The sequence below is a fragment of the Phycicoccus ginsengisoli genome (assembly GCF_054779295.1).
In genome coordinates, this window is sequence record NZ_BAAGYN010000010.1 from 112,854 (window position 1) to 131,342 (window position 18,489).

16 protein-coding genes are annotated in these 18,489 nt (G+C 73.8%); 14 read left to right on the forward strand and 2 right to left on the reverse strand.

What is annotated here, in order from left to right:
- Positions 1-253: 253 nt before the first annotated feature.
- From ACYVDO_RS16355 to ACYVDO_RS16370, 4 genes are read left to right on the forward strand one after another with little or no spacing between them, the layout of a single operon-like run.
- The gene (locus ACYVDO_RS16355; protein WP_460937830.1) at positions 254-2,950 is read left to right on the forward strand and encodes an FtsK/SpoIIIE family DNA translocase; all 2,697 of its coding nucleotides are present in this window, start codon (positions 254-256) and stop codon (positions 2,948-2,950) included.
- 52 nt (positions 2,951-3,002) lie between these two features.
- Positions 3,003-3,536, forward strand: a complete 534-nt coding sequence (locus ACYVDO_RS16360) for a hypothetical protein (protein WP_460937832.1) — start codon at positions 3,003-3,005, stop codon at positions 3,534-3,536.
- An 11-nt stretch (positions 3,537-3,547) separates the two neighbouring features.
- Entirely contained in the window at positions 3,548-3,736 is a 189-nt protein-coding gene (locus ACYVDO_RS16365; RefSeq protein WP_460937834.1) for a DUF6186 family protein, read from the forward strand.
- Positions 3,737-3,788: 52 nt separating this feature from the next.
- Positions 3,789-5,165 carry a multidrug effflux MFS transporter gene (locus tag ACYVDO_RS16370; RefSeq protein ID WP_460937836.1) on the forward strand — a complete coding sequence of 459 codons (1,377 nt, stop codon included), beginning with the start codon at positions 3,789-3,791 and terminating at the stop codon, positions 5,163-5,165.
- Here the strand turns inward: ACYVDO_RS16370 and ACYVDO_RS16375 are convergent.
- Positions 5,155-5,907, reverse strand: a complete 753-nt coding sequence (locus ACYVDO_RS16375) for a DUF4118 domain-containing protein (RefSeq protein WP_460937838.1) — start codon at positions 5,905-5,907, stop codon at positions 5,155-5,157. The two genes, ACYVDO_RS16370 and ACYVDO_RS16375, sit on opposite strands and share 11 nt — an antisense overlap.
- A gap of 176 nt (positions 5,908-6,083) precedes the next feature.
- Here ACYVDO_RS16375 and kdpF point away from each other — a divergent pair, with 176 nt between their 5' ends.
- The 7 genes from kdpF to ACYVDO_RS16410 are packed head-to-tail and all read left to right on the forward strand — an operon-like array spanning position 6,084 to position 14,344.
- The gene (gene kdpF / locus ACYVDO_RS16380) at positions 6,084-6,182 is read left to right on the forward strand and encodes a K(+)-transporting ATPase subunit F (protein ID WP_460937840.1); all 99 of its coding nucleotides are present in this window, start codon (positions 6,084-6,086) and stop codon (positions 6,180-6,182) included.
- Positions 6,182-7,831 carry a potassium-transporting ATPase subunit KdpA gene (kdpA, locus tag ACYVDO_RS16385; protein WP_460937842.1) on the forward strand — a complete coding sequence of 550 codons (1,650 nt, stop codon included), beginning with the start codon at positions 6,182-6,184 and terminating at the stop codon, positions 7,829-7,831. Before kdpF ends, kdpA begins: the two co-directional genes overlap by 1 nt.
- Positions 7,828-9,852, forward strand: a complete 2,025-nt coding sequence (gene kdpB / locus ACYVDO_RS16390) for a potassium-transporting ATPase subunit KdpB (RefSeq protein WP_460937844.1) — start codon at positions 7,828-7,830, stop codon at positions 9,850-9,852. The genes kdpA and kdpB overlap by 4 nt, the downstream gene beginning before the upstream one ends.
- A gap of 2 nt (positions 9,853-9,854) precedes the next feature.
- Positions 9,855-10,421, forward strand: coding sequence for a potassium-transporting ATPase subunit KdpC (gene kdpC, locus ACYVDO_RS16395; RefSeq protein ID WP_460937846.1), 567 nt, complete (start codon positions 9,855-9,857; stop codon positions 10,419-10,421).
- Entirely contained in the window at positions 10,418-12,952 is a 2,535-nt protein-coding gene (locus tag ACYVDO_RS16400) for a DUF4118 domain-containing protein (protein WP_460937848.1), read from the forward strand. Before kdpC ends, ACYVDO_RS16400 begins: the two co-directional genes overlap by 4 nt.
- Entirely contained in the window at positions 12,949-13,638 is a 690-nt protein-coding gene (locus ACYVDO_RS16405) for a response regulator transcription factor (protein ID WP_460937850.1), read from the forward strand. The genes ACYVDO_RS16400 and ACYVDO_RS16405 overlap by 4 nt, the downstream gene beginning before the upstream one ends.
- 43 nt (positions 13,639-13,681) lie before the next feature.
- Complete coding sequence (locus tag ACYVDO_RS16410) at positions 13,682-14,344, forward strand: ion channel (protein ID WP_460937852.1); 663 nt, start codon at positions 13,682-13,684, stop codon at positions 14,342-14,344.
- Here ACYVDO_RS16410 and ACYVDO_RS16415 read toward each other — a convergent pair.
- A complete protein-coding gene (locus ACYVDO_RS16415) occupies positions 14,325-15,530 on the reverse strand; it encodes a dipeptidase (RefSeq protein WP_460937854.1) in 1,206 nt (401 codons plus the stop codon). The two genes, ACYVDO_RS16410 and ACYVDO_RS16415, sit on opposite strands and share 20 nt — an antisense overlap.
- A 55-nt stretch (positions 15,531-15,585) precedes the next feature.
- On the opposite strand from ACYVDO_RS16415, the gene ACYVDO_RS16420 reads away from it, so the two are divergent.
- From ACYVDO_RS16420 to ACYVDO_RS16430, 3 genes are read left to right on the forward strand one after another with little or no spacing between them, the layout of a single operon-like run.
- Positions 15,586-17,157, forward strand: coding sequence for a radical SAM protein (locus ACYVDO_RS16420; RefSeq protein ID WP_460937856.1), 1,572 nt, complete (start codon positions 15,586-15,588; stop codon positions 17,155-17,157).
- The gene (gene pgsA / locus ACYVDO_RS16425) at positions 17,154-17,831 is read left to right on the forward strand and encodes a CDP-diacylglycerol--glycerol-3-phosphate 3-phosphatidyltransferase (protein WP_460937979.1); all 678 of its coding nucleotides are present in this window, start codon (positions 17,154-17,156) and stop codon (positions 17,829-17,831) included. The genes ACYVDO_RS16420 and pgsA overlap by 4 nt, the downstream gene beginning before the upstream one ends.
- A 4-nt stretch (positions 17,832-17,835) precedes the next feature.
- Entirely contained in the window at positions 17,836-18,462 is a 627-nt protein-coding gene (locus tag ACYVDO_RS16430) for a CinA family protein (RefSeq protein ID WP_460937858.1), read from the forward strand.
- Positions 18,463-18,489 lie beyond the last annotated feature (27 nt).

The following is an 18,489-nucleotide window of genomic DNA, read 5'->3' on the forward strand; positions in this document are numbered from 1 at the left end:
TGTCGCCTGCGTGCGAGTGCGTGCGCACCCCTGCGCCGACGAACTCGTGGTCGGTTCGCCGGCGCAGGCCCCGCCAGACGCAAGGCCTAGCGTCGCACCGGGTCCGCCGCCGGTGGAATGGCCGGACCCACCTGCGGACCGAAGTGGAGACGGCCGGCTCACCCGTTCGGGGGAGGGCCGCAGGCGGAATGTCTCACTCGCGGGAGGCGTGTGACGCGTGTGTCGCTTGTGGCGTTCGCGTACCCTGCGGACCATGGCGACACGTCCGTCCACCTCCACGCGCTCCTCGAGCGGCCGTGGCACCGCGACCCGTCCGGCGAACCGCCGGGGGACCGCGCCGCGCACGTCCGCCACGCGCGGGAAGGCCAAGGGGGCCAAGGGCGGCGGCCTGCCGCTGCCGCTGCGGGCGCTGCGGGGCACCTGGATGGGCATGGCGCACGTCGCCGGCGGCGCGGTCCGCCGGGTCGGGACCAGCGCCCGTGACCTCGAGCCCGAGCACCGTCGCGACGGGTTCGGCTTCCTCCTGCTCGGCCTGGCCATCGTCGTCGCCGCCCGTGAGTGGTGGTCCTTCCAGGGGCCGGTGGGAGACGTCATCCACGCCGTCGTGGCGGGCACCTTCGGCCGCGTCGCGTATGCCGTGCCGCTGGCCCTGCTCTTCCTCGGCGTCCGGCTCCTGCGGGCACCGCAGGAGGACGCGACGAACTCGCGCATCGGCATCGGCCTGGGCGCCCTCGCCTTCGCGGCCTCCGGCCTGACGCACGTGGCGGCCGGCATACCCGAGCCCCCCCAGGGCGCCGACGCGATGCGCGACGGCGGAGGCATCATCGGCTTCCTGGCCTCCAGCCCGCTCGAGGCCGCGGTCTCCGTCTACGGCACGGTCCCGATCCTGCTCATGCTGGGCTTCTTCGGGCTGCTGGTCATGACTGCCACCCCGGTCCACCTGATCCCCGAGCGGCTCGCCGAGCTGCGCGACCACCTGCTGCACCGCGAGCACCGCGAGGAGCCCGCCTCGGAGCCGGTCGCCGAGAAGCCGCGTCGCCCGCGTCGGCCCGAGACCGAGGGCCCGCTGGTGGGCGACGAGGCGTTCGAGCAGGCCGCGCTCGTGGACAAGGACGGCAAGCGCCTGCGCCCGGGCCAGAAGCGGCCCACCGCGCCGGGCGTCCTCCCGCCTGCCGGCGACAGGACGCCCGGTGCCGCGTCGCAGAGCCCGGCCGTGGAGGTCAAGGCGCCGCTGGAGGCGCCCCCGACCACGCCGCTGCCGCAGCGGGTCGAGCAGCTCGCGCTGGCCGGCGACGTCACCTACACGCTGCCCGACAACGCGATCCTCGAGCCCGGCTCGCCGCACAAGACCCGCAGTGCCGCCAACGACCGGGTCGTCGAGGCCCTGACCCAGGTCATGGAGCAGTTCGACATCGACGCCCAGGTCACCGGCTTCACCCGTGGCCCGACCGTCACCCGCTACGAGGTCGAGCTCGGCCGCGGCACCAAGGTCGAGCGCGTCACGGCCCTCTCCAAGAACATCGCGTATGCCGTCGCCTCGGCCGACGTGCGCATCCTCTCGCCGATCCCGGGCAAGTCCGCGATCGGCATCGAGATCCCCAACACCGACCGCGAGAAGGTCAGCCTCGGCGACGTCCTGCGCAGCCAGGCGGCCCGCAGCAACGAGCACCCGATGGTCATGGGCGTCGGCAAGGACGTCGAGGGCGGCTACGTCGTCGCCAACCTGGCGAAGATGCCGCACCTGCTCGTCGCGGGGGCGACCGGCGCCGGCAAGTCGTCCTTCGTCAACTCGATGATCACCTCGATCCTCATGCGCTCCACGCCGGACGAGGTCCGCATGGTCCTCGTCGACCCCAAGCGGGTCGAGCTCAACGGCTACGAGGGCATCCCGCACCTCATCACGCCGATCATCACGAACCCGAAGAAGGCCGCCGAGGCCCTGCAGTGGGTCGTGCGCGAGATGGACACGCGGTACGACGACCTCGCGCAGTTCGGGTTCAAGCACGTCGACGACTTCAACAAGGCCGTCAAGGCCGGCAAGGTCAAGCCGCTGCCGGGCAGCGAGCGCGTCATCCACCCGTACCCCTACCTGCTGGTCATCGTCGACGAGCTCGCCGACCTCATGATGGTCGCCCCGCGCGACGTCGAGGAGTCGATCGTCCGCATCACCCAGCTCGCCCGGGCCGCCGGCATCCACCTCGTGCTCGCGACCCAGCGCCCGTCGGTCGACGTCGTCACCGGTCTCATCAAGGCCAACGTGCCGAGCCGGATGGCCTTCGCGACCTCGAGCCTCGCCGACAGCCGCGTCGTGCTCGACCAGCCGGGTGCCGAGAAGCTCATCGGCCAGGGTGACGCGCTGTTCCTGCCGATGGGTTCGAGCAAGCCGATGCGCGTGCAGGGCGCGTGGGTCACCGAGTCCGAGATCCAGCAGGTGGTCAAGCACGTCACCGACCAGCTCAAGCCCAACTACCGCGACGACGTCACGGTGGTCGCGGCCAAGAAGCAGGTCGACGACGACATCGGCGACGACCTCGACCTGCTGCTGCAGGCGACCGAGCTGGTCGTCACGACGCAGTTCGGCTCGACCTCGATGCTCCAGCGCAAGCTGCGGGTCGGGTTCGCCAAGGCCGGCCGGCTCATGGACCTGCTCGAGTCGCGCGGCGTCGTGGGCCCGTCCGAGGGCTCCAAGGCCCGCGACGTGCTCGTGAAGCCCGACGACCTGCCGACCACGCTGGCGCTCATGCGCGGCGACGAGGTGCCGGACCCCGAGCCCGTCTTCGACGTTGCGGCAGAGCAGGACGCCGCCGAGGTGACGGGCGAGGTGCCCACCCGGGCGTATGCCGGGGGCGGCGACCCGCGCTATGCGAACGACCCCGTGGCGGCGCAGTATGCCGGGGTGGAGGAAGTCGAGGAGTCGCAGGACGCCTGGGAGCTCACCGGCCGGGACTGAGCGTCCACCGGGGCACCGCCGGGCACGGCCCGGTCCGGCGCTCGGGATCGTCATGTGCGCCGGCGTGGTCCACGTCGTGCGGGAGAACGTCGTCGACGTGGCCGTCTTCCTCGGGACGGGCCTGCTCATGCTCGTGCTGCTGCGCCGGGACCTGCCCACCCGTGGCGGTCCGTCGTGGCTCTCCGCGCGGTGGCCGGCGGTGGGCGCGGCCTCGGTCGTCGGCCTCGCGGTGGCCACCCAGACGCGTGACTCGGTCACCGTGCAGCTCGCGCTGGCCGCGGCCGGGGTGGTCGCCCTCGTCCTCGTGCTGCGGGCTGGCGCCGGGGCGCCCGCCCTCGAGGCCACGCCGGCGGCTCGCTCGTGGGTGTGGGTGTCGCTCCTGCTCGTCGGGAGCGTGGTGGAGCTCGCGAACTTCCTCGCCCAGCCGGACGCCCAGACCGACAACCCGGACCACCCGACCATCAGCGCGATCGTGGACCCGATGCTCGGTGGCCACCCGAGCAGGACGGTGGTCGCGGTCGTCTGGGTGCTGGCCGGCTGGTGGCTCGTGCGCGTGCTGGTCGAGCGCGCCGGTGGGTCGCGGTGAGCAGCCGGGCGGTGACCGTCGCGGTGTACGGGATCCTGCTGGTGGGCCTGCTCGTCGCTGCCGTGGTGGCGCGGCGCCGGCCGGACCTGGTGACGACCGTGCCGGACGTGGTGCGCAGTGCGGCACGCACCCGGGCCGGCCAGCTGCTCCTGCTCCTCGTGTGGTGGTGGCTGGGCTGGCACTTCCTGCTCGCGGCGTGAGACGGAGGCCGGCTCCGGAATGGATCGAGGGGCACCCCTTGTTGCGCCCCCTGTGACCGCAGCGCCAGAGACCCTGACCGACGCCGCCCTCGACCCCTCGACCCCCGAGACCGCCACCACCCCGGCCGTCGCCGTCCCCGCCGCCCTCGAGCCGACCCCTCCTGCCTCCACCGCCGCCGCCACCGCGGCCACGGCTGCGGCCGGCACGGCGGAGAGCGCCGTCGAGGAGGCGCCCACCGGCGCGGCATACGTGCGCTTCGTGCTCGTGCTCGGCGCGCTCATCGCCATCGGGCCGCTCACCATCGACACCTACCTGCCGGCGCTGCCGTCGATCACCCGTGACCTGTCGGCGTCCGAGTCGGCGGTCCAGGCCACGCTCACCGGCATCCTGCTCGGCATGGGCCTGGGGCAGCTGCTCATCGGGCCGCTGTCGGACGCCGTGGGCCGGCGTCGCCCGCTCATCGCCGGCATCGCGCTGCACATCGCCGCCTCGCTCTTCTCCGCCTTCGCGCCCACCATCCAGCTGCTCACCGTCGGGCGGGTGCTGCAGGGGCTGGGCAACGCCTCGGTGGCCGTCGTGTCCATGGCGATCGTGCGCGACCGGTTCGAGGGGAACGCCGCGGCGACCATGCTCTCGCGGCTGATGCTGGTCATGGGGCTCGCGCCGGTGCTCGCGCCCACGCTCGGCGGGGCCATCCTGCAGCGGACGTCGTGGCGCGGGGTGTTCGTGCTGCTCGCGATCGCGGGCGTCGTGCTCGTCACCATCGCGGCCCTGGCGCTGCGCGAGACGCTGCCGCCGGAGCGGCGTGGGCCGCTGGCGCCCCGCGCGGTGCTGCGCACCTACGGCTCGCTGCTGCGGGACCGGACGTTCGTCGGGCTCACGCTCATCAGCGGGCTGATGTTCGCGACCCTGTTCTCCTACATCGGCGGCTCGTCGTTCGTCCTGCAGGACATCTACGGGCTCTCGGTGGCGCAGTTCGGGCTCGCCTTCGGCCTCAACTCGCTCGGCTTCCTGACGGGCTCGCAGCTCAACCCCGTCCTGCTGCGCCGGTACGACCCGCAGCTGCTGGTCCGGGTCGGCGTGGGCATCGCGACCGTCGCGGCCCTGGCCCTGCTGGCGGGTGCCGTGACCGGGGTGGGCGGTCTCGTGGGCGTGCTGGTGCCCCTGTGGTTCCTCCTCTTCGCCTGTGGCCTGACGCTGCCCCACACCCCCGCCCTGGCGCTGACGCGGCACGGCGAGGCGGCGGGCACGGCGGCCGCGATGCTGGGGGCCGCCCAGTTCGTCATCGGTGGCGCGGCCGCACCGCTGATCGGCCTCCTGGGCTCCGGCTCGGCGGTGCCGATGGCGCTGGTCATGGCGGTCACCGCCTCGCTGGCCGCCGTCACTGCCGCGCTGACGCTGCGCGGACGGGCCGCCGTCAGCGGCTGACGGCGAGCAGCCCGGAGAGCTGGTCGGCCAGCAGCACGGCGACCCTCCGCTGCTGTGGCGTCGGGCGGGACACGCGTGAGGCGGCGGTGAGGGCGAAGTAGCCGCGCTGGCGCCCGCCCGCGTGCACGGGCAGCAGGACCACCTCGTCGACGGGCAGGCCGGCACGGTCGACGTCGAGGGCGAGGCCCGACCGGCTCACCGAGCCGTCGCGGCCCAGCACCGGCCCTCCCGGCAGGTGCTCCGACACGTGGTACTCGCACGAGTCCACCCGCAGGACGTCGCGGATCCGTGCCGCCACCGCGGCGGTGACGTGCAGGGGGTCGCCATCCGTGGCCGCGACCGACTCGGCCGTCGCCATGACCCCGTCGAGGTAGCCGCGCTCACGGCCCAGCTCGGCGCGCTGGCGCTGGCCCCACAGGGCCAGCTCGTTCACGGCGAGGCCGACCAGCAGGAGCAGGACGGCCACCTGGACGTCCTCGGCGTCGTGGATCGCGAGGCTCTCGTAGGGCCGGGTCAGGAAGTAGTCGAAGCCGACCGCGCTGGAGACGGAGGCGCACAGCCCCGCGGAGCGCAGCCCCGTCGCCGACGCAGCCACGATGAGCAGGGCGAGCCCGACGACCGCGCTCGCGTCGGGGACGGGCCGGCCGGCGGCTGCCAGCAGGGCGCACCCGAGGAAGGGCACCACCAGGGCGACGGTGGCGACGACCCAGCGTCGCCTCGTGAGGATCTCGTCGAGCTGCACAGCTCCATGACGCGCCGGTCCGCCGTTGCGGGTCAAGGGTCTTGACGCCTTCCTGATGCCACGCGCAGGCCCGCCGCGCCGGCCCGCCGGGCCGGCCAGCCGCCGGCCCGCGTCAAGAAGCCGTCAACGCCCGTCAGCACGCCGTCAAGGGACGCGGCGGCGCCGGGGCCCGGTCGTTGACTGGCACCGTGATCGAGAACCTCGTGGCCGCGGTCGTCGGCACCGCCCTCCTCGCGTACCTCGTCTACGCGCTCGTCCGACCGGACCGCTTCTGATGTCCGCGACCGTCAGCGGGCTGCTGACCATCGCGCTGCTCCTCGTGCTCCTCGCCGCGGCCTACCACCCGCTGGGGGCCTGGATGGCGCGCGTCTTCACGGACACACACCACTGGCGGGTCGAGCGGGTGGTCTACCGCCTTGTGCGGGTCGACCCGGACTCCCAGCAGGGGTGGCGTGCGTACGCGACGAGCGTGGTCGCGTTCTCCGTCGTGGGCATCGCGGCCCTGTTCGCGCTCGTCCTCGCCCAGACCCACCTGCCGCTGCGCCAGGGAGCCGCCGGCATGGGCGTGACCACCGCGGCGAACACCGCGGTCTCGTTCGTCACCAACACCAACTGGCAGTCGTATGCCGGTGAGGTGGGTGCGACCCCGCTCGTCCAGGCCGTGGGGCTCACCGTGCAGAACTTCGTCTCGGCCGCGGTGGGGCTCGCGGTCGCCGTCGCCCTCATCCGGGCACTCGCGCGGCAGTCCGGCCACGACCTGGGCAACTTCTGGGTGGACCTGGTGCGCGGGGTCGTCCGGGTCCTCCTGCCGGGGGCCTTCGTCGCGGCCGTGGTCCTGCTCGCCGGTGGGGTCGTCCAGAACCTCGCCGCGCCCACGACGGTGACCGGGCTGTCCGGCGTGGCGCAGGTCGTCCGCGGCGGCCTGGTCGCCTCGCAGGAGGCGGTCAAGGAGCTGGGCACCAACGGTGGCGGCTTCTTCAACGCGAACTCGGCCCACCCGTTCGAGAACCCGAACCCGCTCACCAACCTGCTCGAGGTGTTCCTCCTCCTCGTCATCCCGTTCGCCCTCACCCGCACGTACGGCCTCATGGTGGGCGACCGCCGCCAGGGCTGGGCGCTGGGCGGCTTCGCCGCGACCCTCTGGGGGGCGGGTGTCGCGCTGACGACGTGGGCCGAGGTGCACGCGAGCAGCGCCGCGACGGGCTCGATGGAGGGCAAGGAGCAGCGGTTCGGGGTCTGGGCCTCGACCCTCTTCGCGGCCTCGACGACGAGCACCTCGACGGGCGCGGTCAACTCGATGCACGAGAGCTACAGCCCGCTCGGCGGCGGGGTGGTGCTCACGAACATGGTGCTCGGCGAGGTGTCGCCCGGCGGCGTGGGGTCGGGCCTGTACGGCATCGTCGTGCTCGCCCTGATCGCCGTGTTCGTCGCGGGGCTCATGGTGGGCCGCACCCCGGAGTACCTGGGCAAGACCGTCGGGCGGCGGGAGATGACCTGCGCCGCGCTCTACGTGCTGGTGATGCCGGTGCTGGTGCTCGTCTTCGCCGGCCTGTCGCTGGCCATGACGGGTCCACGGTCGACGATGCTGGCCGCCGGCCCGCACGGGCTGACGGAGGTGCTGTACGCCTACGCGTCGGCCGCCAACAACAACGGCAGCGCGTTCGCCGGCCTGACGGCCGACACCCCCTGGTACAACCTCACGCTCGCGACCTGCATGCTGCTCGGCCGGTTCCTCCCGATGCTGCTCGTGCTGCGGCTCGCCGGCCTGCTCGTCGAGCAGCGCACGCGACCGGCCACCGCCGGGACCATGCCGACCCACACCCCCCTGTTCGTCGTGCTGCTGTCCGGCATCGCCGTCGTCGTCGCCGGGCTCACGTTCTTCCCGGCGCTCGCCCTCGGTCCCGTCGCGGAGGCCCTGTCATGACCGTCCCCCTGTCCACCGTGGCCGCGCAGGCCTTCGCCAAGCTCGACCCCCGCCACCTGTGGCGCGCGCCCGTGATCTTCGTCGTCTGGGTGGGGTCGGTGCTCACCACCGTCCTGGCCGCCCTGCACCCCAGCACCTTCGCGTGGTCCGTCGCCGCCTGGCTGTGTGCCACGGTGCTCTTCGCGAATGCCGCGGAGGCCGTCGCCGAGGGCCGGGGCAAGGCACAGGCCGCGAGCCTGCGCGCCACCAAGCAGGAGACGACCGCACGCCGGCGCCGCCCGGACGGCTCGGTCGAGACCGTGCCCGGCAGCGACCTCGGGATCGGCGACCTCGTGCTGGTCGGCGCCGGCGAGGTCGTCCCGGGCGACGGCGAGGTCGTCGAGGGCGTGGCCACGGTGGACGAGTCCGCCATCACGGGCGAGTCCGCGCCCGTGGTCCGCGAGTCCGGCGGCGACCGCAGCGCCGTCACCGGTGGGACGACCGTCCTGTCCGACGAGGTCGTCGTGCGGATCACCACCCGGCCGGGGGAGAGCTTCATCGACCGGATGATCGCGCTGGTGGAGGGCGCGGAGCGGCAGAAGACCCCCAACGAGATCGCGCTGACGATCCTGCTCACCACCCTGACGATCGTCTTCCTCGTCACCGTCATGGCGATCCAGCCGCTCGCGGCCTACTCCGGCCGCGCCCAGCCGGTCGTCGTCCTGGTCGCGCTGCTGGTGTGCCTCATCCCCACGACCATCGGCGCGCTGCTGTCGGCCATCGGCATCGCCGGCATGGACCGGCTCGTCCAGCGCAACGTGCTCGCCATGTCGGGCCGCGCCGTCGAGGCGGCCGGTGACGTGTCCACCCTGCTGCTGGACAAGACCGGCACCATCACGTTCGGCAACCGCCGCGCCACCGACCTGCGCCCCCTGGCCGGCACCACGGCGCACGACCTCGCCGACGCCGCGCACTTGTCCTCGCTCGCCGACGCCACCCCGGAGGGGAAGTCGATCGTCGAGCTGGCCCACACGGCATACGGCGTCGACGGCGACCGGACGGCCGCGGTCCTGGGGCGCGAGGGTGCCGAGTTCGTGGAGTTCAGTGCGATGACACGCATGTCCGGGGTGGACCTGCCCGACGGCACCCGCATCCGCAAGGGCGCCGGGTCGGCGGTGCGGGCCTGGGTCGAGGAGACGGGCGGCGGCGTGCCGGCCGAGGCGCAGGTCGTGGTCGACGCGATCAGCGGCGACGGCGGCACCCCGCTCGTCGTGGCCCGGCAGCACGGGTCGCAGCCAGCGGTGGCGCTGGGCGTGGTGCACCTCAAGGACGTCGTCAAGCCGGGGATGCGCGAGCGCTTCGAGGTCATGCGCCGCATGGGGATCCGCACCGTGATGATCACCGGCGACAACGCGCTCACGGCCAAGTCGATCGCGGCCGAGGCAGGGGTGGACGACTTCCTGGCCGAGGCCACGCCCGAGGACAAGATGCACCTCATCCGGGCCGAGCAGGAGGGTGGGCGGCTCGTCGCGATGACCGGCGACGGCACCAACGACGCGCCCGCGCTCGCCCAGGCCGACGTCGGCGTCGCGATGAACTCCGGCACCGCCGCGGCCAAGGAGGCCGGCAACATGGTCGACCTCGACTCCGACCCCACCAAGCTGATCGAGGTGGTCGAGATCGGCAAGCAGCTGCTCATCACCCGGGGCGCGCTGACGACGTTCTCGATCGCCAACGACATCGCCAAGTACTTCGCGATCATCCCGGCGATGTTCGTGGGGCTGTTCCCCGGCCTCGACGCGCTCAACGTCATGCGGCTGCACTCCCCGGAGTCGGCCATGCTGTCGGCGGTGATCTTCAACGCCCTGGTGATCGTCGCGCTGATCCCCTTGGCGCTCAGGGGAGTTCGCTATACCCCCGCCAGTGCGGCGGCCCTGCTGCGACGCAACCTGCTCGTCTACGGCGTGGGTGGGGTCGTCGTCCCCTTCGTCGGCATCAAGGCGATCGACCTGGTCGTCTCCCTCCTTCCCGGATTGGCCTGACCATGTCCTCGACCACTCGCCAGCTGCTCGCGTCCGCCCGGATGCTGCTCGTCCTCACCGTCCTGCTCGGGGTCCTCTACCCGGCCGCCGTGTGGGCCGTCGGCAGGATCGGCCTCTCCGGCCAGGCGGACGGCTCGCTAATCCGGCGCGACGGGGTCGTCGTCGGCTCCAGCCTGCTGGGGCAGGACTTCCGAGGCGACCGCTGGTTCACCGGCCGTCCCTCGACCAGTGCGTATGCCGGTGGCACCAGCGGCGGCTCGAACCTCGCCGCCTCCTCGGCCCAGCAGGTGAAGGCGGTGCGTGACCGCGCAGCGTCGTACCGCGCGGCCTACGGCGCGCTCGCCCCTGCCGACGCCCTCACCGCCTCGGCCAGCGGGCTGGACCCGCACATCTCCCCGGCCAACGCGTCGGCGCAGGTGCACCGCGTCGCCGCCGCGCGAGGGCTCCCCGACGCCACGGTCGCGCAGCTGGTCGAGCAGCAGACGCAGGGCCGCACGCTGGGCTTCCTCGGCGAGCCGCGGGTCAACGTGCTCGAGCTGAACCTCGCATTGGAGAGAATCAGCAGGTGAGCAGGGGAGTGCTGCGGGTCTACCTCGGCGCCGCACCGGGCGTCGGGAAGACCGTCGCCATGCTCTCCGAGGGACACCGGCGGCGCGGGCGCGGCACCGACGTCGTCATCGGCATCTGCGAGAGCCACGGCCGGGCGTACACCGCGGCGCTGCTGGAGGGGCTCGAGCAGGTCCCGCGACGCACGGTCGAGCACCGCGGTGCTGTGCTCAGCGAGCTCGACGTCGGCGCCGTCCTCGCCCGGCGGCCGCAGGTCGTGCTCGTCGACGAGCTCGCACACACCAACGTGCCGGGGAGCCCGCACGCCAAGCGCTGGGAGGACGTCGAGGAGATCGTCGCGGCCGGGATCGACGTCATCTCCACGGTCAACATCCAGCACCTGGAGTCGCTCAACGACGTCGTCGAGTCGATCACGGGGGTGCGCCAGCAGGAGACCGTCCCCGACGACGTGGTGCGCCGGGCCGACCAGATCGAGCTCGTCGACATGTCGCCGCAGGCCCTGCGCCGGCGGCTCGCGCACGGCAACGTGTACGCCGCCGAACGGGTCGACGCGGCGCTGGCCAACTACTTCCGCGAGGGCAACCTCACGGCCCTGCGCGAGCTGTCGCTGCTGTGGCTCGCCGACCGGGTCGAGGAGGGGCTCGACCGGTACCGCACCGACCGCGGCATCACCGACTCCTGGCCGACGCGCGAGCGGGTGGTGGTGGCGCTCACCGGGGACGCGGAGGGCCGGACGCTCCTGCGGCGCGCCGCCCAGATCGCCTCTCGCGGTGCCGGGGGCGAGCTGCTCGCCGTCTACGTCACCCCGCCCGACGGCCTCGTCGACGCCAGGCTCGAGCAGCTCGAGGAGCTGCGGCGGCTGACGGTCGAGCTCGGTGGCACGTTCCACACCGTCAAGGGCGACGACATCGCGACCGCCCTGCTGGACTTCGCGCGCGGGGTCAACGCCCGGCAGATCGTCATCGGCGCCTCCCGCCGCAGACGCTGGCAGGAGGTGCTGTCGCCGGGGGTGGGCCAGGAGGTGGTCGAGCGCTCCGGGGACATCGACGTCCACCTCGTCACCCACGAGCTCACCCGCTCGGTCCGGGCCCCCTGGCGCTTCGGCCCCGAGCTGGGGCGTCGCCGCACCGCCCTCGGCTGGACGCTCGCGGTGGCGGGGACGGCGGGGCTGACCGGGATCCTGCACCTCACCCCGGGCTGGTACGACCTGCCGCTCGAGGTGCTGCTCTTCCTCCTCCTCACCGTCCTCACGGCCCTGGTGGGAGGGGTCTGGCCGGCGCTGGCCGCCGCCGTCCTGGGCAGCGCCGCCATCAACTGGTTCTTCACCCCGCCCCTGCACACGCTGACGATCTCGGACCCCCAGAACCTGGTCGCCCTCGCGGTGTTCCTGCTCGTCGCCGTGGCGGTGTCCTCGGTGGTCCACGTCAGCGAGCGCCGGGCCGCCGCCGCGCGAGAGGCGCAGCGGGAGGCGGCGGCGCTCGCGGCATCCGCCGAGTCCCTCCTGGGGGAGCGCGACCAGCTGCCCGCCGTGCTGCGGCAGGTCGTGGAGTTCTTCGGGGTCGACTCCGCCGCGGTGGTGCGCCGCCCGACGGTGCGCGACCCGTGGCAGGTGCTCGCGTCGACCAGCGGCTTCGAGGTCGAGGCGGTCCGGGACGCGTCCGTGCGGGCACCCGTGGACGACACGACGTCGCTCGTGCTCGTCGGGCGCGTGGTGTCGTCGCAGGACCGGCGCCTGGTGTCGGCCTTCGCCGAGCGGGCGGGCACGATCCTGCGGCGCGAGGAGCTGGTCCGGCTGGCCGACGAGGGGCGGGCGCTGGCGAAGGACAACCGCACGCGGACCGCCCTGCTCGCGGCTGTGTCGCACGACCTGCGGACCCCGCTCGCCAGCATCAAGGCGGCCGCCTCGAGCCTGCGCCAGCCGGACGTCGTGTTCGGCGAGGACGACCGGGCCGACCTGCTCGAGACGATCGAGGAGTCGACCGACCGGCTGACCGGGCTCGTCACGAACCTGCTCGACCTGTCGCGCCTGCAGAGCGGGGCGGTGGTCCCACGCCACGGTCCGGTGCTGCTCGACGCCGCGGTCGCCACGGCAGCCGCGGGCCTGCCGGAGGGTCAGCGGATCCGGGTCACGGCGGACCCGGGGATGCCTGCCGCCCTCGCCGACCCCGGCCTGCTCGACCGCGTGCTCGCCAACGTGCTGGAGAACGCCCTGCGCCACTCCGGCGGCGAGGTCGTCGTCGCCCTGTCCGCGACCGCGGACCGGGTGCTGCTGCGGGTCGTCGACCGGGGGGTCGGCGTGCCCGAGGGGGCCAAGGAGTCGATCTTCGCGCCGTTCCAGCGGTACGGCGACGCGCCGCGGGGGACCGGGGTCGGGCTCGGGCTCGCGGTCGCGCGCGGGCTGGTGGAGGCGATGGGCGGGATGATCGGCGCCGAGGACACCCCGGGGGGCGGCCTCACCGTCGTCGTGGAGCTGCCGCGGTCCCGCGACGAGGGCGTCCCGGCACGGCCGCGCCCTGACAGGATGGAGGCGTGAGCCGGGTCCTCGTGGTCGACGACGAGCCGCACCTGCTGCGCACCCTGGCGATCAACCTGCGCGCCCGCGACCACGCCGTCGTGACCGCCGGCGACGGCCGCAGCGCCCTGCAGGCGCTGCACGAGGACGCGGTCGACGTCGTCATCCTCGACCTCGGGCTGCCCGACCTCGACGGCGTGGAGGTGCTGCGGCGCATCCGCGAGGCGTTCGACGTGCCCGTCATCGTGCTCTCGGCCCGGACCGACTCGGTCGACAAGGTGGAGGCGCTCGACCTCGGTGCCGACGACTACGTCACCAAGCCGTTCGCCATGGACGAGCTGCTCGCGCGCATCAGGGTCGCCCTGCGCCGGACCGAGGGCGGGGCTCCGTCGACCCTGCCGGCGTTCCGCACGTCCCACTTCGAGCTCGACTTCGCCGAGCGCCGCGCCGTCGCGGGCGGCGCCCCGGTGCGGCTGACGCCCACCGAGTGGAGCCTGCTCGAGGTCCTCGCGCGGCACGCCGGCCACCTGGTGCCGCAGCGCGACCTGCTGCGCGAGGTGTGGGGGCCGGGCTACGGCCGCGAGTCCAACTACCTGCGCGTCTACGCCAACCAGCTGCGCCGCAAGCTCGAGCCAGACCCGGCGGCCCCCCGGTACCTGCTCACCGAGCCGGGCCAGGGCTACCGGCTCGTCGACCCCGGCGCCTGACCGCTCCACGCGGCGCGCGAGCGCAGTGCCTAGGGTGGGCCCCATGCGCGCGTGGGTCGAGACGGTCAAGGGCCACCCGAGCGGGGTGCTGCTCGCAGCCCAGCTGGTGGCGGTGCTCGCCTACCCCTTCTTCGGGGACAACCCGGGTGGCCGCACGGCCATCGGCGTCTTCGGGGTGCTCGTCATGCTGGTGGCCCTGTATGCCGTGCGCGCCACCCCGGCGCTCACCTGGGTCGCGGTGGTGATCGGCGCCCCCGTCGTCGCCCTCACCGTCGCCGAGGGCTTCGCCCCGGACAACGACGCGGTGCGGCTGTGGTCCGCCCTGCTGCACGCCGCGTTCTACGCCTACACCGCCTACGGCCTGATCCGGTACCTGTTCGACGACTCCTGGGTGACGCGGGACGAGATCTTCGCGGTGGGCGCGAACTTCACGGTCGTGTCGTGGATGTTCGCGTACGTGTACATGGCCCTGCAGGTCCTGTCCCCGGGGTCGTTCGTCGCCTACCAGGGCGAGGGCACCCGGACGTTCCTGGAGCTGCTCTACCTGTCGTTCGCCAACCTGACGAGTGTGGGGCTGTCGGACGTCGTCGCAGTGCTGCCGCACGCCCGGGCCGTCGTGATCCTCGAGCAGGTGGCCGGCGTCATGTACGTCGCGCTGCTCATCGCCCGGGTCGTCGGCCTGACGGTCATGCGCCGGAGGACCTGACCGCCGCCCCGTCGAGCTCGGCGATGGTGGCGAGGCTGGGGCCGCGCTGCTCCTGCAGCGCCCGCGCCCCCTCCTCGGCCTGCTCCATCACCCGCAGGATGTTTCCGCTGGTGAGCTTGCCCAGGTCCTCGTCGGACCAGCCACGGTCGGCGAGCGCCTCGAGCAGCCGCGGGTAGCCGGTCACGTCCTCGAGGCCCTCGGGCAGCTCGGCCACCCCGTCGTAGTCGCCGCCGAGCCCCACGTGGTCGACGCCCGCGACCTCGCGGACGTGCTCGACGTGGGCGACGACGTCCGCGAGCGTGGCCTTCGGCGTCGGGTGCTCCGCCTTGTACGCGTCGTAGAAGGCCGTGTAGCCGTCGGCGTCAGCGGGCGTGACCCCCTGCTCGGCGGCGACGGCGTTGAGCTCCTGGCGCCAGGCGGCCGCGAACGGGTTCACGAAGGTGGGGACGAAGGTGACCATGCAGACGCCGCCGTTGTCGCGCAGCGCCTCGAGGACGTCGTCCGGGGCATTGCGCGGGCTGTCGCAGACCGCCCTGGCGGAGGAGTGGCTGAAGATCGCCGGCACCTCGGCCACCCGCAACGCGTCGCGCATGGTGTCGGCCGAGACGTGGGAGAGGTCGACGAGCATGCCGATGCGGTTCATCTCACGCACCACCTCGACGCCGAACGCGCTCAGGCCGCCGTGGACCGGTTCGTCCGTGGCCGAGTCCGCCCAGTCGACGTTGCTGTTGTGGGTGAGCGTCAGGTACCCGACGCCCAGCACCCGCAGCATCCGCAGGGTCGCGAGGGAGTTGTTGATCGAGTGGCCGCCTTCCGCCCCGAGCAGGGAGGCGATCCGCCCCGAGTCCCAGGCCGCGCGCACGTCGGCGGCGGTGCGCGCGAACGCGAGCTCGTCGGCATACCTCGCCACGAGCTGGTGGCCGGCGTCGACCTGCTCGAGGGTCGCGCTGACCGCGTCGTCACCGGCGAGGCTCGCCGGGACGAAGACCGACCAGAACTGCGCCCCCACACCGCCCCGGCGCAGCCGGGGGAGGTCGGTGTGGGTGGGGGTCCCGCCGGCGCCGACGTCGAGCCGGTCGAAGTCGTAGCCGACCTGCTGCCTGGCCTCCCACAGCAGGTCGTTGTGCCCGTCGAGGACGGGCCGGCGGGCGAGCAGGGCGGCGACGCGGTCTGCGGTGGAGGTCATAACGGCCACGCTACCGATGCCTTCGCACGGCTGGGCCGCCCCTAGAGTGGGCGGCATGAGTACGACCGCACAGCGCAGCGTCGCCCTGGTCACCCTGGGGTGCACCCGCAACGAGGTCGACTCCGAGGAGCTGGCCGGCCGCCTCGCCGCCGAGGGGTGGCTCCTCGTCGACGACGCGGACGACGCGGACGTCGCCGTGGTCAACACGTGCGGGTTCGTCGAGCAGGCCAAGAAGGACTCCATCGACGTGCTGCTCGAGGCGTCCTCGCGCAAGGGGCAGGGGCGCACCCAGGCCGTGGTGGCGGTCGGGTGCCTCGCCGAGCGGTACGGCCAGCAGCTCGCCGACGAGCTCCCCGAGGCCGACGCCGTGCTCGGCTTCGACTCCTACGCCGACATGTCCACCCACCTGCGGGCGGTGCTGGACGGGCACGCCCCCGCCTCCCACACGCCGTCCGACCGGCGCCGGCTGCTGCCGCTGTCGCCGGTGCAGCGCCAGGGTGGCGCCGCCGGCGTGGCGCTGCCCGGCCACGGCACGACCGGTGACCCGACGTCACCGGAGCAGGCCGGTGCCGGTGCCGCCGGTGCCGCGCCCGGCGCGGCGGACGTGGCTGACCTGCCCGACGGCCTGGCCCCGGCGTCCGGTCCGAGGGTGATCCGGGCCCGGCTCGACGGCCGGCCGTGGGCGCCGCTGAAGATCGCGAGCGGGTGCGACCGCCGGTGTGCGTTCTGCGCCATCCCGATGTTCCGCGGCGCGTTCGTCTCGCGCCGTCCGCACGACATCATCGCCGAGGCCCGCTGGCTGGGGGAGCGCGGTGTGCGCGAGCTGTTCCTCGTCTCGGAGAACTCCACGTCCTACGGCAAGGACCTCGGCGACCTCGGCCTGCTGGAGAAGCTCCTGCCCGAGCTGACGGCCGTCCCGGGGATCGAGCGGGTGCGCGTGTCCTACCTGCAGCCCGCCGAGATCCGCCCGGGCCTGCTCGAGGCGATGACGTCCGTGCCCGGGGTCGTCCCCTACTTCGACATCTCCTTCCAGCACGCCTCGGCGCCGCTGCTGCGCTCGATGCGCCGGTTCGGCGGCCGTGAGGCGTTCCTCGGGCTCGTGGAGCAGGTGCGGGCGCTGGCCCCCGAGGCCGGGATCCGCAGCAACGTCATCGTCGGCTTCCCCGGCGAGACGGAGGCCGACCTCGACGAGCTCGAGGCCTTCCTCGTCGCCGCCCGGCTCGACGTCGTGGGCGTGTTCGGCTACTCCGACGAGGACGGCACCGAGGCGGAGGGGTATGCCGCGAAGGTGCCGGAGGACGAGGTGGCGACCCGCGTCGCTCGGTTCACCGCGCTCATCGAGGAGCTCACCGCCCAGCGCGCCGAGGAGCGGGTCGGCGAGGTCGTCGAGGTGCTCGTGGAGTCGGTGCCGGCGGCCGGGACCGGCGAGGACGAGGCCGGCGCGGCGTACGACGAGGACAGCGAGGACGACGCGTACGTCGTCGGGCGCGCGGCGCACCAGGGACCGGACGTCGACGGCGTCACCCTGGTCGACCCGGCCCTCCTGCCGGGCGCCCGGGTGGGGTCGGTCGTCCGTGCCGTCGTGGTCGGGACGCAGGGCATCGACCTCGTGGCCGAGCCGTGCTGAGCGAGTCGCACCCGGCTCCCGACCCGGCAGCCACCCCGGTCGCCTCACCGGCACCGAGCTCGTGGAACCTGCCCAACGCGCTCACCGTCGCCCGCATCCTGCTCGTCCCCGTCTACGGCTGGCTGCTGCTCGCCCACGGCGGTGACGACACCACCCTGCGCTGGTGGGCGACGGCGGTGTTCGTCGTCGCCACCGCGACCGACCGGGTGGACGGCGACCTGGCCCGCCGGCGCGGCCTCATCACCAACTTCGGCAAGATCGCCGACCCGATCGCGGACAAGACCCTCATGGGCATGGCGTTCGTCGGCCTGTCCGTGTTGGGCGAGCTGCCGTGGTGGATCACGGTGCTCGTGCTCGTGCGGGAGTGGGGCGTCACGGTGCTGAGGTTCTGGGTGATCCGTCACGGCGTGATGCCGGCCGGCCGCGGCGGCAAGGTCAAGACGACCCTGCAGTTCTTCGGGCTGCTGCTCTTGACCCTGCCCCTGTCCTCGTTCCCGGGCGCCGACGGCTGGGTCCTCGCCGCCCGCATCGTCATCGGGCTCGCGGTCGTGGTCACCGTGGTGACGGGCGTCGACATCCTCGTCAAGGCGCTGCGCATGCGGCAGACGAGCGAACGCTCCGCCCTGAAGCGGGCCCGGCGCGCCGCGGCCCGGCAGGAGCGGGCGAGCCGGTGACCCGGTGACCGCCGCCCTACCCTCGCGCGCCGCCGAGGTGGTGGCGGCGCTGCGGTCTGCGCACCTGACGGTCGGGACGGCCGAGTCCCTCACCGGCGGCCTGGTCTGCGGGGCGCTGACGGACGTCCCGGGGGCGTCGGCCACGGTCCGCGGTGCCGTCGTCGCGTACGCCACGGACCTCAAGGCCGCGGTCCTCGGCGTCGATGCCGAGCTCCTCGCCCGCGGTGGGGCCGTCCAGCCCGAGGTCGCCGAGCAGATGGCCCGCGGGGTCCGCACCGTCCTGGGCGTGGACGTCGGCGTGGCGACCACCGGGGTGGCCGGCCCCGACCCGCAGGACGGCCAGCCGGTCGGGACGGTGTACGTGGCGGTGGCGAGCGGCACGCGCACCCTGGTGCGCCGCCTGGACCTGCCCGGTGACCGGGCCGCCGTCCGGACCGGGAGCGTGGCGGGAGTGCTGGGGCTGCTCGCCGAGCTGCTGGCCGAACCGGCCGCGGGTTCGTCCGCGCCGGCCGCGGGGGCGTCCGCGCCGGCCGCCGAACCCCCTGCGGAACCCTCTGCCGAACCGTCGGCAGGGTCGCCTGCCGACGCCGTGGAAGGCGGCGTGGAAGAAGCGGGGCCGCGCGACCGTTGACCTCGACGTGTCGAGCCGATTGGCCAA